Genomic DNA, 16,454 nt, shown 5'->3' with positions numbered 1-16,454 from the left:
AGGCGGCGCCTGCTATGCGCTGCGGATCTTGCTTAGCAGATGCGCGACCGGTGCTGCCGAGCATGTACCTGCGTGTTGCGCGGCGCCGGCATCGATTCTGAAAATGGCCACCGCATCGGTAAGCTGCACAGCCTGCTCCTCCATCGAGCGCGCCGCGGCCGTGGCTTCTTCCACCAGCGCTGCATTTTGCTGTGTGGTTTCGTCCATATGGGTGATGGTCTGATTGACCTGTTCGATGCCGGCGGATTGCTCCTGCGATGCCGCTGAAATCTCGCCCATGATGTCGGTGACGCGTTGCACGCTTGCGACCACGTCGTCCATGGTCTTGCCGGCGCTGCGCACCAACGCCGAACCATCGGCCACGCGCTGCACTGAGTCGTCGATGAGATCCTTGATCTGTTTGGCCGCACCGGATGAGCGCTGCGCGAGCGTCCGCACTTCGGAGGCGACCACTGCAAAGCCACGGCCTTGCTCGCCGGCACGTGCGGCTTCCACCGCAGCATTCAGGGCCAGGATGTTGGTCTGGAACGCGATGCCATCGATGACGCTGATGATGTCGGCGATCTTCTTGGAGGAGGCTTCGATACCGCTCATGGTCTCGACGACCTTGCCGACAACCTCGCCACCTTGCGCGGCAACGCGCGCGGCCCCGATCGCCAGTTGATTGGCCTGGCGTGCACCCTCGGCATTCTGTTTGACGGTGGAGGTTAGCTCTTCCATCGACGCTGCGGTCTCTTCGAGATTGGCCGCCTGTTGCTCGGTACGTTGCGACAGATCCTGATTGCCGGCCGCGATCTCGCTGGCAGCGGCGTTGATCGATACTGCCGATTGCTGAATGTTGCCGACGATCTGCGCCAACTGACTGGCGGTGGCATTGGCATCGTCACGCATCTGCGCGAACACGCCGCGGAAGTCGCCACTCATGCGCGCGGTGAGATTCCCGGCAGCGATGGACTGCAGCAACGAGGACAACGACTGCAGGTTGCCGTCTGCGGTGGACATCAGGTGATTGAGGCTTTCGACCATGATGCGGAAGTCGAACTGAAAGCGCTCTACGTCGCCGCGCGCGCTGAAATCGCCATTGGCAGCCGAGTGCGCCAGATGCTTGATCTGGTGATTCATCGCCGACAGGTTGAGCTTGACCTGCGACATGGTGTCGCTGAATACCGCCTTTTCGCCGGGCAATGGCTGCATGTCTTCAGACAGCTCGCCCACGGCATAGCGGCCCATGATGCGTGCCAGATCGGTCTGTACCGCAACGTGCGAGGCCACCAGCAGGTTGGTGTCATTGGCCATGCGGCCATAGTCGCCAGGAAATGCCGAGGCATCAATGCGGAAGCTGATCGTGCCGGCGTCGTGATGCCTGGCCATGTCGGTTTGTGCAGCAATCAGGTTGCGCAGCTGCAGCTGCATCTTGTCCATGGCCTGCAGCAGACGGCCGGTTTCATCGTTGGCGGTGGTGTGCACATCGTTGTGCAGATTGCCGGCGGCGATGGCTTCGGCAGTGCGCGTGGCCTGACTCAATGGTTTGGTCAGGCTGCGCGTGATCAACCACGCCAGCAAGGTGCTGATCACCAGCGCCGCAATTCCGCCGGTTGCCAATATCACCTTGCCGCGATGCATGGAGGCCACCGCGACGGCATAGGCCTCTTTGCTGAGGCGGCGCTCCAGGGCGGCGTTGTCGCGGATGGCGGCCTGCTGCTCATTCATCGCAGTGGCGGCAGCACCTTGCAACAGCGCCTGCGCTTCCTGGTTCTGATCGTGCAGGCCGTACTGCAGGATCTGGTTGTTGAACTTGACCGAGACGTCGCGCTTTTCTTCGACCAGCCTGAGGGCGGTTTTTTCCAGACTGCTGCTGGGCATGGCGGCCAATGCGTCATGGGACTGGGTGTAACGGCCGCGGTTGTCTTCGATCATGCGCATTGCGCGGCGGTTGGCGGCATCGCCGGACACCATCACGATGTCGCGCAGCCCGATTGCCACATTGGTGTTGGCGTCGAGCATGTCCGTCGAGAGCCGGATCCGCTCCATGTTGCTGTTGACGATGGTATCGAGTTCGTAACGCGCGTTGGACATCGTGATCAGTCCGGTCGCCACAAGCAGGCCCGACAATAGAATCAAGATGCCGAAAGCCATGCCCAAGCGACGGCCGACATTGAGGCGTTGCAGATAGTCGTTCATAACCGCATCCAGTGATTACAGCTGAAGCGCCGGTGGAAGCGGGGTGCGTCCACTCAAGCGTCTTGCCCAGCTAGCGGCTGGAGATGCGTAGGCTAAAGCTCCGCATTTTGTAATATTTAAAACGGATTCATTGCGCGGAAGAGATTCCCCGACAGGTGTCCATCAGCGCCCGACCGCTTGAGGTTTTCAGGCAGGCAATGTGCGGCTTGGTGAGCTTTTGGCGTGTGTATTGAGCAGGCGGCGTCCAGAGGGGGATCGAGCCTGCGGTACGCATGCCGTATAGCGATATGTGCAGAAATCCGCATCGGCACTGATTGCATGACCTGCTCGTCAGGCGCGCTACTGATGCGTGCTGGATCGAGTGTGTCACCGACAGAACGCTCTCGTGCTGGAGTGCGCATTCCGGGGCATGGTGCTGGACAGCACGTCGCCCAGTCTTGGCGCTGCCCTTGTACGCAATCGCTCAAGCGTCAGCACCGTTGCCGCGATGCCGCCAGATGCGTGTTGCGCCCTTGCCCTGTGGTGCAGGGCACGGGGCACGTCACTCAGCAAGCAGTACGAAAACGTTCGCTGCGGCCTGGTGCAAGAGCAGAACTTCAGCTGCCTGGGGGCGCAGCGCCACGGAGCGGCATCAGCCCTCCAGCGCAGCCAGCACGTCAGCGTGCAGCTGCTGTGCACCCGACTCGCTGTTGAAACGCGCGAACACTTCTTCGCCGGAGAGCAGGCCGACCCGCACGGAATGGCAATAAGAGCCGAAGCTTTCGCCGGCGTTGAATGGATCGCTGATGACGGAGATATGGTTGAGGCGGACCCGGGTGGTGCCAAACTTGATGAACATCTGGAGCTCCTGTGTGAGTGCCGAGTTTCCCACTTTGTGGTGCAGGGCAGAAGCATGGATTGCAGGCGTGCCGCGGAGCGCGTGAGCAAAGCGGCGCACTTCGTCCGCCAAGTGGCTCAACCCACGTCGGCGTAGGCGCACGCGCCTGCAATCGCGCTAGCCTCGCGCACATAGCGAGCCAGCCCGTACACTGCCGTGCCCTGATGCTGAGCCTGCCTGATGTCCGATCCCATCCGTCTCGATAAATGCGTGGCCGCGCAGTTCGGCTGTTCGCGTGGGGAGGCGCAGCAATACATTGAGGGTGGCTGGGTCAGCGTGAACGGGGTGGTTGTCGAAGAACCGCAGGCCCTGGCAACCGCCGCGCAAGTGGAGCTTGCAGCGGACGCGGTGCTGGAACCGGCCGAACCGGCAACCTTGTTGTTGCACAAGCCGGCGGGGATGACCGCCGCCGCTGCAGTGGCACTGGCCAAACCGGCAAGCCGGAGCGAGCTGGACAACGCCGAGTTGCGCGTGCTCAAGCGGCATTTTCTGCGTCTTAATGCGCCGCTGCCGCTGGAAGACGATGCCAGCGGCCTGCTGGTGTTGAGCCAGGACGGCCGGGTACTGCGCAGGCTGACAGCCGATGCCAGCTCGATCGAGCAGGAATTTCTGGTAGAAGTGCGCGGCGAGCTGCGCCCGTATGGCATGGCGCGTCTGGCGCATGGTCTTGTGTATCAGCAGCGCAGTCTGCCGCCGTGCAAGGTCAGCTGGCAGAACGAAGAACGGCTGCGCTTTGCAATCAAGCATGTGCAGCCGGGCCAGTTGCGTTACATGTGCGGTGAAGTGGGGCTGGACGTGGTCAGCCTCCGCAGGCTGCGCGTGGGTCGCGTGTCGCTGGGCAAGCTGGCCATCGGCCAGTGGCGTTATCTGCCGGCGGGCGAGCGCTTCTAAGGATGCGTCTCGCTGCGTAAGCGCGAAGCTCTTGCTGGCAGCGCTGCCGCATGTAGCGGCGATATCGGCCAAGTCGGGCGCTTGGAAACGCGAGGGTGCTTCCAGGCTGGATGCTCGTTCCGAAGCTCTGCCATGTCGCAACTTGAAATCATGAATCTTGTATCAGGCAAGGGCCGACGCAAATCGACCGAGGCCTGACCGGCTGCGCCGCAAGCAGGCGCGCGTGACGCATTTCACGTGCTTGGCGGTTGCCCGGTTCGCTTACTTCTTGTTGCGCTTTTTCTTGGCGCGTGTCACCAGCCAGAACACCACGGCGATGATCCCGATGACCAAGATGGCGAATGCCGGTGACAGAAACGAGTTATCGCCCATGAGAAGCTCCTGAAAGTCGTTGCAGCGAAGCACTGCACTGACGTTAGCCTAGCGAGCGGCCTGCTTGATGGCGTGAAATCGCCTGCATTCGCGCGTCGAGGTGCTTTGCCTCGCTTGAAGGCCAGTCGCACTGTCATGCGACTCGTGAGCATGGATGCAGTAGAAGCCGCTTGCTTTGCACCGGTGGGGCGAATACGACACACACGATGCGTGCGTGCGGGCTGCGCTGTTACCTCAATGAGCGTCCGACCGATGTGGCAACTGCTGCGGTAGTGCGGCCAGTGAGATCAACCAACGCAACGCATGCGATGCAGGACATGCCCTGCATCATCCCTTTGCTCGCTGGGACCAGCTGGCTGCGGAGACTGGCTGGACTGACAAGCAGGCCGGTAACGGTCGCTAGCTGCGTCGACTGCCGCCGCGATATCTCTCGCCTCACCAGATGAAGTCCGCCAGATCCAATAAAGGCAGTGTCCAACAGTTGGTGTACTTGCTCTGGCAGGCAGAAAACGCACGCAGGCAATCAGATCACACCCAAACGAGCGCGTTCATCGCGTTGCGGTGATCTGACCAAATCATCGTCCCGGCGCACCAGCACCACGCGATGGAGTTGAACGCCGGCAGTGTCCCGGCACGGGCGTGCTCAGCGCCCCGCAAGTCGAGCGGCCCAACAGGCCTTGCGTCCGGTGGCTGCAGTTTAAGTGAGACTTTCATCACGTAAATCGGGGGTGCGCTGACAGGGTGTCGGGCTGGTCCCGACAGCCATGCTGCCTCGACTGCGCCGTTTGCAAGCGCAGTCGACGGAATCACTCAATGTTCGATGTGCAACCGACGCCGGCACAGTCGATTTGCACTGTGCTGCCACTCTTGGGCTCGTACTGAAGCGGGTAGCGCTTGCCCAAACCGGGCCGCTATTCAACCCGCTGCTGAGACGTGGTGCGCGTGCTATCGAAGATTCGCTCGACCTTGCAGTGTTGGTATTGACTGGACTGGCTGGGTCGCGTCGTTCAACACCATTGGACAGTTACTCACCGCAGCCATGGCAATGGCTGCGGTGGCTAGCTGTCTCATGCTGTCCCCTGACATAAAACACATCAGCACCAGGCGGGCATTACGCCGCCTCGGTGGAGCTGTGCTTGATCGATCCCCATTGCCGCGGCATCGTGCGACGGCTGGCATTTCATACCGGGATCGTGAGCCGCCCTGCAGGTACGGCCATCCGCGTTACACGCCTGGGGTTGCGGCCACGCGATGCTTCGCCATGACGCTGCGGATTGCAGTAAGCAGTTGTTCGGGCGTGTAGGGCTTTTCCAGGAAGGCCACACCGTCAGGCAGGATCTCTTCCACGTATTCGACTGCCAAACCGGAGGTCAGCAGCACGGGCAGGTTGTACGGTGCATGCGTGGTCTTCAACGCAAGGTCCACGCCGGTCAGACCACCGGGGAAGTGGATATCGGAAAACAGCACATCCACGCGCGGGTCGCTTTCGATCAGGGCAAGTGCTTCTTCAACCGATCCTGCGCTGCGGCAGGTAAAGCCGTAACTTTCCAGGACAAGACAGCTGAGTTGTCTGGTGCCGTCGCCGTCTTCGACGACGAATACAACTGGCCGTTCCCTGTTCTGTGACATGAGTACGTCTCGTAAGGCAGACCACATTCTCAGCGATGCGGCAGTGAACCCCCCGTCAACGCAGACGCAGCCGTATGGTTACCAGCCGAACGGGCCCGGGCCATAGCCGCCAGGTGCGTAGCGCGGGCCGAAAACCGGGCCTTCGCCGCGCCCGACGCTGATGCTGACGCCGATCTGATGCGCCTTGCCATCGTCATCGTAATAGGTCTTGCAGGAGTTCAAATTGACCGCCTGCCAGTTGCTGTTGCCGCCCCGGTTGGAATAGCCCATGCCGGTCTCGACCGCGCCATGCAGTTTGCCCTGGCATTGCTCGGCGCGTTCGGCCGCAATCGAAGCGGCGCTCGGACGAGCAAGGGCCGGACGGGGGCCACTCTTGTCGCCGTAAAACGTACCCGGCGGGTCGGTGCTGTATTCGGGGTCCGAGCGGTACTGCAGTGGCGCTTGCGGGACGCTCAGATCCAGCGCGCGCGCGCTGGCCGCCTCGGCGCTGACATCGCCGGTCTGGGCGAGCGCGCCACCGGCGGAAAATAGAGTGGCCAGGAGAAGCAGGCTGCGTTTCATCGGTTCGACTCTAAGAGGGACTGGCAGCGCGTGCCAGTTCGCCCTGTGAAACTAGCAACGGCTGATTGAATGCGCGCTGTCGATTCCAGCCGATGGTTGTGTCGCGGTAGGCATCGCGCTGGCACGCGCTGTTGCATCAGCCCTGCTCACGCACGATTTCGATCAGCTGCGCGCCATAGCGGGCCAGTTTGCCGCCGCCAATACCGCCCACGCGCGACAACTCATCGATGCTGGTCGGCCGTTGCTCTGCGATATTGCGCAACGTGCTGTCATGGAAGATCACGAACGCCGGCACGTTCTGTTCCTTGGCCAGCTCCGCGCGCAGGCCGCGCAAGGCGTTGAACAACACCAGGTCCTGTGGCTGCACAGGCAGGCCGGTGCGCTGTGCGCCACGATCCCGCTCGCGCCCGGCTGCCGGGTTTTCGCGGCGCATCATCACCTGGCGCTCGCCCTTGAGGACCTGGCGGCTGGCATCGGTCAGACGCAGGCCGCCGTGGCCTTCGCTATCCACTTCAAGCAGGCTGGCCGCAACCAGTTGCCGGAAAACCCCCCGCCAGGTGCGTTCGTCCAGATCGCGGCCGATGCCGTAGGTGCTCAGCTGATCGTGACCGAGCTGTTTGATGCGCTCGTTCTCGCTACCGCGCAGGATATCGATGAGATGACCCACGCCGAAGCGCTGGCCGCTGCGATAAACGCAGCTCAAAGCCTTTTGCGAGGCCACTGTGGCATCCCAGGCCGCGGCCGGGGTCAGGCAGTTGTCGCAGTTGCCGCAGGGCTTCGGATAGGTCTCGCCGAAGCCAGCCAGCAGCACCTGGCGGCGGCATTGCATGGATTCGCAATAGCCGAGCAGGTGATCGAGCTTGGCGCGTTCCAGGCGCTTGCGCTCTTCGGCCGCCTCGCCTTGTTCGATCATCTGCTTGAGCAGCACCACATCGCCCAGGCCGTAGCAGAGCCAGGCTTCGGCGGGGTCGCCATCGCGGCCGGCGCGGCCGGTTTCCTGGTAGTAGCCTTCCAGCGATTTGGGCAGGTCCACATGGGCGACAAAGCGTACGTCCGGCTTGTCGATGCCCATGCCGAAGGCAATGGTGGCAGCCATGATGATGCCGTCCTCGCGCAGGAAGCGACGCTGGTTTTCCGCGCGCACCTCAGCCGGCAGGCCGGCGTGATAGGGCAGGGCATGGAAGCCTTGCGCGCACAGCTGCTGGGCAGTTTCTTCGACCTTGCGCCGTGACATCGCATAGACGATGCCGGCCGAGCCGCGATAACGGGTGAGGAACTCCTGCAGCTGCTTGCGCGCGTTGTCCTTCTGCACCACGGTGTAGCGAATGTTGGGGCGGTCGAACGAGCTGACGAAGTGGCGTGCATCCACCAGATCCAGGCGCTCGGCAATCTCGCGCTGGGTGGGTGGGTCGGCGGTGGCGGTCAAGGCCATGCGCGGGATGTGCGGCCAGCGCTCGTGCAGTACGGTGAGCTGGCGGTATTCGGGGCGGAAGTCGTGGCCCCACTGCGAGACGCAATGCGCTTCGTCGATGGCGAACAGCGCAATGCGGCTGCGTTCCAGCAACGACAGGAAGCGCTGGGTCAGCAGCCGCTCCGGCGCGACGTAGAGCAGATCCAGGTCGCCCGATAGCAGGGCGCGTTCGACGCGCTGCGCGTTCTCAGCATCCAGCGTGGAATTGAGGAATTCGGCGCGCACGCCAAGCTGGCGCAGGGCTTCGACCTGATCCTGCATCAGTGCGATCAACGGCGAGACCACGATGCCGATGCCATCGCGCAATAGCGCTGGCACCTGGTAGCACAGCGATTTGCCGCCGCCGGTGGGCATCAGCACCAGGGCGTCGTTGCCGGCAGCGACGTGTTCGACAATGGCTTGCTGTGGGCCGCGGAAGTCGTCGTAACCGAAGACGCGGCTGAGCAGTTCGTGGGCGGGGGAGGACATCCGCCTAGGATACCGTGCGGGTCAAGTCCTGGTCGGGAGCTGCTGGGCGCTCGTGCGCAATGATGCATCAGGGATTGCCGTGATCCAGATGGGCGGTGGATCAGCGGTGCCTAAGGTAGTGCGAGAAATCACGTGTGCGTTGCGCGAGGCGTCGCCCCGTACCATCACCCCAACCCCTCTCCCGGCGGGAGAGGGGCTCAAACCCGAAACGGCGAAGCCCGAGGGCTTACTGCAGCAGGGAGCGCAGCATCCAGGCGTACTTTTCGTGGGTCTGCAGGCGCTGGGTCAGCAGGTCCACGGTCGGGTCGTCGCCGGCGTCGTCGGCGGTGCCCAGCACCTTGCGGGCGGTGCGGCACACGGCCTCATTGCCGCTGACCAGCTGACGCACCATTTCGCGCCAGTCGGCGCTGTCGCTCAGGCCCGGCTCTTCCGGGATCGAGGTCAGGGCGACGAACTCGCGGTACGAGCCGGGTGCGTTGTAGCCCAGAGCGCGGATGCGCTCGGCCACTTCGTCCAGCGCGGCCCACTGCTCGGTGTACTGGGTTTCGAACATGGTATGCAGCGAATTGAACATCGACCCGGTGACGTTCCAATGGAAGTTGTGGGTCTTCAGATACAAGGTGAAGGCGTCAGCCATGTAGCGGGCCAGACCGTCGGAGATCTGCTTGCGATCGGCGTCCTTGATCCCGATATCGATATGCGGCGCCGACGCGGCAGCGACCGGCAGGGCATCGTTGATGACGACGGGCTTGTTGGCGTTCTTTTTCTTGGACATGGAATGGCCCTTCTGAGGAAGTGGATGTCTGAGGGAACAGATATGGCGTCACAATAGACAGGCTAAAGGATCAAACGTCATTCAATCTTTCACATTTCTCCATCAATGAGCGCTATCGACACCGACCTTGCCACGCTGCTGCGTGAGCGCCGCAATGCCGTGGATGGCGCACTGAGCCGCGATCGGGGCCGTTTGCTTGGCCTATGGTCGCGCTGGCAGGGCAAACCCGGCAACCCGCAGCTGCGCGAGGCGTTCGAACAGGCGTTGGCGACATCGCAGGCCCAGCGGCAGACGCGTGCCGAGCAGCAGCCGGCAATCACGTTGGACACCCAGCTACCGATCGCACGCGACGCCGAGCGCATCATCGGGTTGATCCGCGACCATCAGGTGGTGGTCATCGCCGGCGAAACCGGCTCCGGCAAGACCACCCAGCTGCCCAAGCTGTGCCTGGCCGCCGGGCGCGGCGCCGCGGGCATGATCGGCTGCACCCAGCCGCGCCGGATCGCCGCTCGTGCGGTGGCCGCGCGCGTGGCCGACGAGCTGAAGACGCCGTTGGGCACCATGGTGGGCTTCCAGGTGCGTTTCACCGACCGGGTGAGCGAGCAGTCGCGCATCAAGTTCATGACCGACGGCATCCTGCTGGCCGAGATCGCCAGCGACCGCTGGTTGTCGGCCTACGACACCATCATCGTGGACGAGGCGCACGAGCGCAGCCTCAACATCGACTTCCTGCTCGGCTACCTCAAGCAGCTGCTGAAAAAGCGCTCCGATCTCAAGTTGATCGTGACCTCGGCGACCATCGATACCGAGCGCTTTGCGCAGCATTTCGACAACGCGCCGGTCATCAATGTGGAAGGCCGGACCTTTCCGGTCGAAGTGCGCTATCGCCCGCTCGAAGGCGAAAGCGGCGCCGACGATGCGCAGGAGGCCGGCCGCGACGGCGAGCGTAGCGTCAACGATGCCATCGTGGCGGCGATCGACGAGATCACCCGTATCGATCCGCGCGGCGATGTGCTGATGTTCCTGCCGGGCGAGCGCGAGATCCGCGATGCGCACCATTCGCTGGAACGGCGCAAATACCGCGAAACCGAAGTGGTGCCGCTGTATGCGCGGCTGTCGGCGGCCGACCAGGACCGCGTGTTCAATCCCGGCCCGCGCCGGCGCCTGGTGCTGGCGACCAACGTGGCCGAAACCTCGTTGACGGTGCCGCGCATCCGCTATGTGGTGGACCCGGGCTTCGCGCGGGTCAAGCGCTACAGCCCGCGGCAGAAACTGGACCGCCTGCACATCGAGCCGATCTCGCAGGCCAGCGCCAACCAGCGCATGGGCCGCTGCGGGCGCATTGCCGAGGGCATCTGCTACCGCCTGTATGCCGAAGCGGACTTTGCCGCCCGCCCTGCATTTACCGACCCGGAAATCCGGCGCGCGTCGTTGTCGGGCGTGATCCTGCGCATGCTGCAACTCGGTCTGGGGCGGATCGAAGACTTCCCGTTTCTGGAAGCGCCGGACGAACGCGCGGTGGCCGATGGTTGGCAGCAGCTGCTCGAGCTGGGAGCGATCGATGGCGAGCGCCGCCTGACCGCAACGGGCCGCCAGATGGCGCGCCTGCCGGTGGACGTCAAGCTGGCACGTATGCTGGTGGCCGCGCAGCAGCACGGCTGCCTACGCGAGATGATCGTCATCGCTGCGTTCCTGGGCATCCAGGACCCACGCGAGCGCCCGCCCGAAGCGCGCGAGGCGGCCGACAACGCGCATGCGCTGTTTGCCGATGCACGCTCGGAGTTCGTTGGCATCCTGCGGCTGTGGGAGGCGTACCGGCAGGTGCACGAAGACCTTACTCAGTCCAAGTTGCGCGACTGGTGCAACCGGCATTTCCTGGGCTTCTTGCGCATGCGCGAGTGGCGCGAGCTGCATCGGCAGTTGCGCCTGTTGTGCGAGGAACTCGGCTGGAGTGAAGAGCCGGCCAACGTGATGCTGGCGCCGCTGCTGGCGGGCGCCAGCGCGCCAGCGCGCGCCGATGGACACAATGCCAACCGGCCGACGCGCGGGCAGCTGCATCGCGCTGCGCGGCTGGCGCGCGAAGGCAAGCCAGATCCGACTGCGCCACCCGCGCAATCGGCTGCTGCCGTGTCGAACACACAGGCCGAGCCGGCGGATGTGTCGGCGCGTGCGAGCGAGCGCGAACGCGCTGCCGCGTATCAGGCGCTGCATCGCGCGTTGTTGGCCGGGCTGCCCACGCAGATCGGCCATCGCACCGAAAAGGGCGACTTTCTCGCGGCGCGGCAGCGGCGGTTCGTGCCGTTTCCGGGTTCGGCACTGGCGCGCAAGCCACCGCCGTGGATGCTTGCGGCCACCCTGCTGGACACGCAAAAAGTGTGGGGCATGACCAACGCCGCGATCGAGCCGGAGTGGGCCATCGCCGAGCTGGGGCATCTGCTGGCACGCAAGCATTTCGACCCGCACTGGTCGCGCGCGCAGGGCCAGGTGGTGGCCTCGGAGCAGATCAGCCTGTTCGGGCTGGTGCTGGCGCCGAAGAAGCCGGTGCATTTCGGCAAGATCGATCCAGCCGCAGCGCATGATCTGTTCGTGCGGCAAGGCCTGGTGACGGGCGAGATCAATACGCGGGCCGCGTTCGTGGCCGATAACCTCAAGGTGTTGGAACAGGCGCGCGAGGAAGAGGCCAAGCTGCGTCGTGCCGGCATCGTCGCCGACGAGGACTGGCAGGCGCGCTGGTATCTGGACCGCATCCCGGCCGAGCTGCATTCGGCCAGCGGGCTGGATGCGTGGTGGAAGACCTTGCCGCCGGACAAGCGCCGCAGCCTGCACTGGACCTTGAACGACCTGCTGCCCGGCGAAGGCAGCGAGGCCGATCGTTTCCCGAAGTATTTTCCGCTGGGCGATGCGCGCTTGCCGTTGCAGTACCGCTTCGAGCCGGGTGCCATCGATGACGGCGTCACCCTTGACGTGCCGCTGCATCTGCTCAATGCGCTGGACCCGGCGCGGCTGTCGTGGCTGGCGCCCGGTTTTGTCGCCGACAAGGCATCGGCGCTGATCCGCAGCCTGCCCAAGGTGCAGCGGCGCAATTTTGTGCCGGCGCCGGATTTCGGGCGTGCGTTCTACGAGGCTTACAGCCTGCCGTCGGCCGACGATATCCGTGGCGAGCTGGCGCGCTTTCTGTCCAAGGCCACCGGTGTGCAGGTGGCGGCGCTGGAGTTCGACGAAGAAGCGCTGGACACGCATCTGCTGATGAACCTGCGTCTGCGCGACGACGACGGCAAGGTGCTGGCCGAATCGCGCGATCTGGACGGCCTGCGAGTACGTTTCGGCGAACGCGCCGGGCAGGCGTTTGCCGCGCGTGCCGGGCGTGCACTGGCTGCGGAAGGCCTGCGCGATTTCCCCGCTACGCCGATTCCCGAACAGGTTGCAGGCGAAGCCGGCGTGCCGGCGTACCCGGCATTGGTGGATCAGGGCGACGATGCGGCTTTGCGCATTTTTGCCGACCGCAACGATGCCGCGCAGGCGCATCCACGCGGTGTGCGTCGCCTGCTGGAAATCGCGTTGGCCGACAAGATCAAACACGCGCGTAAGCAATTGCCGGTCTCGCCCAAGACCGGCCTGCTGTATGCGGCGATCGAATCGCAGGAGCGCCTGCGCGGCGATCTGGTCGATGCCGCGCTCAATGCGGTGCTGGCTGATGGACTGGGCGCGATCCGCGACGCGGGCACGTTTGCGCAACGCCGCGACGATGCGACCAAGCGCCTGTTCGGCGAAGCGATGGAGCGCCTGAAACTTGCTGAAAGCATCCTGGGCGCGGTCGCCGAGCTCAAGCCATTACTGGAAGCGCCATTGATGGGCTGGGCACGCGGCAATCTTGACGACATGGAGCGGCAGCTGCGCGCATTGGTGCATGCCGGCTTCCTGCGCGACACGCCGGCCGAGGCGCTGGCCAATTATCCGCGCTATCTCAAGGCGATGATCTTGCGGACCGAGCGTGCTAAGCGCGACCCGGCCCGCGATCAGTCGCGCATGCTCGAGCTCAAGCCGTTTGTGGATGCGCTGGACGATGCGGCCGCGCGTGGTTTGCAACACCGTGCCGACTGGCAGGCGCTGCGCTGGGATCTGGAAGAGTTACGGGTGTCGGTGTTCGCGCAGGAGCTCGGTGCCAGGTCCGGCGTGTCGGCGAAGAAATTGTCGCAACGGGTGGCGGCATTGCGCGGCTGAGCGTGGTTGGCCGATTGCGTGCGGGCTGCTTGCAGCCCGCTGCAGTAGGGTCGGTTCGCACGTGCGTAGCGAGCGATGGGCTAGGCGCTTGGCCGCCGCAATGGCACTGTCGCTCGCCAGCAGCCCCAGACGCGGCATGTAGATCATGTGGCGTAGCCGGGCGATGCGTGGCGTTCGCCGACGCATTGCCAAGCAGTACTGGCCGATACGGGGGTCCCACTGTAGTCGCGAGTGCGGCCACGTGACAGTGGCCGCACCCACAAAGACGCCAGCATCAGAACTTCACGTGCAGGCTCGCCATATAGCGCCGCCCGCTCCGGTAGCGGCCAGCCAGATGGTCTTTGTCGCCGAGATATTGCAGATACTCTTCATCCAGCAGGTTCTGCCCGTCGATCTGCAGCGACCAGTTCGGGCTGAAGGCATAGCCGATGCTGGCGCCCAGTTCGGCGTAGTCGTCCACGCTGGCCGGCGCCGCACCCGCCACATAGCCGCCGGCAAGATAGCTATCGCGCCAGTTGTAGGTCAGCCGTGCGTTGAGCGGGCCTTTTTCGTAGTACGGGCTGAAGGCCACGCTGTTTCGTGACTGGTACGGCAACGCATCGCCAGTGTTGTTTTCGCCGTTGGCATAGGTGTAGTTGGCGGTGAGGCCAAAGCCGCTGTCGCCGAAGGGCTGCTGGAAGGAGATGTTGAAGCCCTTGACCTTGCCGTCGCCGGCATTGCGCGGCCGTTGCACGCTGTAGTCGCAGTAGCCGTCGGCGGTGCAGCCATTGCTGCCGAGCAGTTGCGCCCAGCTCTGTGGTGCGGTGTCGCGCAGCGCATTGTACTGACGCTCCACGCTGGCGCTGGTGTCGATGTAGTTGTCGATCTTCTTGTAGAACACTGACCAGGCCACCACCGATTGCTGCGCGAAGTAGTACTCGGCCGAGAGATTGAAATTCCACGATTCGTACGGCGACAGCTCGGCATTGCCGCCGCTGCCGGTCAGCGTGGTGTCGTTGAGGAAGGTGTTGTTGACCATCTGGTTGTAAGGCGCCCAGGCGATCACCTTGGCCGCGGCAAAGCGGAACACCCAGTCCTCGCTGGTGTCGTAAGACAAGGTCAGCGACGGCAGCAGAAAGTCCTCCTTGCGGGTGCGCGTCTGCCACAGGCTGTCTGCATTGGCCAACGACGGTGTGCCGCTGTAGACAAAGCCGCTGCCTTCGGTCTTGGAGTCGACGTAGCGCACACCGAGGTTGCCGCGCAGGCCGCCGCCGGAGAAATTCAACTGCGCATAGGCGGCGTTATTGGTCTGCTCCAGCGCCCAGCTGTTGTTGAGATAGCTGGCTGCATCCGGCGCGTTGTAATCGACCGGGCTGCTACGGATCCAGTTCAGCACATTGCTGCGCCCGGCCTGCACATGCTGGCCGTGGTCGGGATAAAAATCCTGCAGGTCGGTCAAGCTGATCGTGCCGACGTCCGCCAGCGTGCCCGGGGTCACTCCGCCATAGACGTTGAGCTCGAAACGTTCCTCATGCTTACCGTGACGCACGCCCAGGAGCAGTTGGTTGAACACGCCATCGAACTGCAGATCCAGATCCAGTTGCCCGTAGGTGTCTTTGCTGTCAGTGGAGAAAATGCCGTTGTTGCCGAACCAGCCGCCGGCCGAGCCCCAGTTGGCTGGGTTGCGTGCACCGGCGGGGTCGTCGAACTGGATGCCGCGGCGTGTGTCCCAACGGAAGCCGCCGTTGTAGAACGGCTCGATGAAATATTGCGACAGATCCTTGTTTTCGGATTTGCTCTGGCCCACCTGTCCCTTCACGCCCCAGCCATCACCGCGGAATGCGCCGCGCAGGTCCAGGCCCTTGGTGGTGACTTCCGATTCGCGCACATTGTTGTCGTAGATCACGGTGCCGCCAAGCGGATCGGCATTGGCGCTGGAATGGCCGCTGGTCACTACGCCATTGCGCACATCGCCGAGTTGGTCCACCGCGGCCACCGTGCCGGCGTTCCAGGTCAAAAAGCTGTACATCGACTGGTTGTAGTTGTCGAAATTCTCGTTGATGTACAAGCCGCTCAAATTGAATTCCAGCGCATCGCTGGGCTTGAGTTGCAGGTTGACCACCGCGCTGTCGCGTTCGCGGTCCTGCTGGAACCAGGCGGCATTGATCGAATTGGGTACATCTGCGTCGCCCGGCACCGTGCCCGATGCATTGGCGAACGTGCTGGCAGCCGCATAGCCGAACACTTCCATCCCGCGGCGATCAACACGTTCTTCATAATGCTGCGCGGAAACGACAATGCCGAAGGTGTCTGCCGGGTTTTTCCAGCTATACAGCAGCGCCGCATTGGGTTTGCCCTGGCTGGCTTGATCGCTGTAGCTGTAGCCGATGGAGCCGGCGATCTCGTTGGCTTTCAGATCCAGCGGCTGGCGCGTGTGCATCAGTACCGTGCCGCCAAGGCTGCCTTCGGTCAGCCGCGCTTCGGAGGATTTGAGGATCTCCGCACGGCCCAGAATCTGCGGCGCCAGCAAGGTGTAATCGAATCCGCGGCTGGGTTGCTCGCCATACAACCAGATTGCCTGCGCCACCGGGTGGCCATCCAGAAACGACAGATTCAAGCTGGGGTCGGTGCCGTCGATGCTGACGCGCTCGCCCTGACCGAAGCGACGATCCAGGGTGACGCCGGGAATCTGCGACAGCGCTTCGGCCACGTTAGTGCTGGGGAATTTGCCGATGTCCTCGGCGGTGATCGCTTCGGAAATGCCGGTGTTATTGCGTTTGGTATCCAGCGATTTTTCCAGGCTGGCACGGATGCCGACCACCTGGACGGCATCCAGCTCGGTGGTTTGCTGGCCGGTGCTGTCCTGGGCTTGCGCGGTCATTGCCAACGATAACGCAATCGCACTGCACAGCAGTTTGGTGCTGTATTTCATGATGTCTCTCCTCATCACGCACAGGGATGAATGGCGGGCCTTGGCTCGCCGGATGCGGGGGCTAGCAACCGCACGTTCGGGAAACGCGCGGTGGAAC

Annotated in this window: 9 protein-coding genes; 2 read left to right on the top strand and 7 right to left on the bottom strand. The window is 63.6% G+C overall.

Annotation, left to right across the window (positions count from 1 at the left end; all coding sequences use genetic code 11):
• Nucleotides 1-12: 12 nt before the first annotated feature.
• Together BJD12_RS06480 and BJD12_RS06475 are read right to left on the bottom strand one after the other, a co-directional pair.
• Nucleotides 13-2,181 carry a methyl-accepting chemotaxis protein gene (locus tag BJD12_RS06480; protein WP_005988700.1) on the bottom strand — a complete coding sequence of 723 codons (2,169 nt, stop codon included), beginning with the start codon at nucleotides 2,179-2,181 and terminating at the stop codon, nucleotides 13-15.
• Nucleotides 2,182-2,812: 631 nt separating this feature from the next.
• Nucleotides 2,813-3,019 (bottom strand): hypothetical protein, encoded by a 207-nt coding sequence (locus tag BJD12_RS06475; protein WP_039423461.1) that lies wholly within the window; start codon nucleotides 3,017-3,019, stop codon nucleotides 2,813-2,815.
• 219 nt (nucleotides 3,020-3,238) lie between these two features.
• On the opposite strand from BJD12_RS06475, the gene BJD12_RS06470 reads away from it, so the two are divergent.
• Nucleotides 3,239-3,949 (top strand): rRNA pseudouridine synthase, encoded by a 711-nt coding sequence (locus BJD12_RS06470; RefSeq protein ID WP_005988696.1) that lies wholly within the window; start codon nucleotides 3,239-3,241, stop codon nucleotides 3,947-3,949.
• Nucleotides 3,950-5,545: 1,596 nt separating this feature from the next.
• Here BJD12_RS06470 and BJD12_RS06460 read toward each other — a convergent pair.
• The 4 genes from BJD12_RS06460 to BJD12_RS06445 all read right to left on the bottom strand — a co-directional run bounded on the left by BJD12_RS06460 (nucleotide 5,546) and on the right by BJD12_RS06445 (nucleotide 9,225).
• A complete protein-coding gene (locus BJD12_RS06460) occupies nucleotides 5,546-5,950 on the bottom strand; it encodes a response regulator (RefSeq protein ID WP_005988692.1) in 405 nt (134 codons plus the stop codon).
• 78 nt (nucleotides 5,951-6,028) lie between these two features.
• Nucleotides 6,029-6,511: a hypothetical protein gene (locus BJD12_RS06455; RefSeq protein ID WP_005988690.1), complete on the bottom strand. Its 483-nt coding sequence runs from the start codon at nucleotides 6,509-6,511 to the stop codon at nucleotides 6,029-6,031.
• A 136-nt stretch (nucleotides 6,512-6,647) separates the two neighbouring features.
• Nucleotides 6,648-8,450, bottom strand: a complete 1,803-nt coding sequence (recQ, locus tag BJD12_RS06450) for a DNA helicase RecQ (RefSeq protein WP_005988688.1) — start codon at nucleotides 8,448-8,450, stop codon at nucleotides 6,648-6,650.
• A 226-nt stretch (nucleotides 8,451-8,676) separates the two neighbouring features.
• A complete protein-coding gene (locus BJD12_RS06445; protein WP_005988683.1) occupies nucleotides 8,677-9,225 on the bottom strand; it encodes a Dps family protein in 549 nt (182 codons plus the stop codon).
• A 105-nt stretch (nucleotides 9,226-9,330) separates the two neighbouring features.
• Here BJD12_RS06445 and hrpA point away from each other — a divergent pair, with 105 nt between their 5' ends.
• Nucleotides 9,331-13,446: an ATP-dependent RNA helicase HrpA gene (gene hrpA, locus BJD12_RS06440; protein WP_005988682.1), complete on the top strand. Its 4,116-nt coding sequence runs from the start codon at nucleotides 9,331-9,333 to the stop codon at nucleotides 13,444-13,446.
• 274 nt (nucleotides 13,447-13,720) lie between these two features.
• On the opposite strand, the gene BJD12_RS06435 is transcribed toward hrpA, so the two are convergent.
• Complete coding sequence (locus BJD12_RS06435) at nucleotides 13,721-16,357, bottom strand: TonB-dependent receptor (RefSeq protein WP_005988680.1); 2,637 nt, start codon at nucleotides 16,355-16,357, stop codon at nucleotides 13,721-13,723.
• Nucleotides 16,358-16,454 lie beyond the last annotated feature (97 nt).

The sequence above is a fragment of the Xanthomonas vesicatoria ATCC 35937 genome (assembly GCF_001908725.1).
GTDB lineage: Bacteria > Pseudomonadota > Gammaproteobacteria > Xanthomonadales > Xanthomonadaceae > Xanthomonas > Xanthomonas vesicatoria.
Note: the sequence above shows the minus strand (reverse complement) of the source record. Positions and strands in the feature narration are given on the sequence as shown.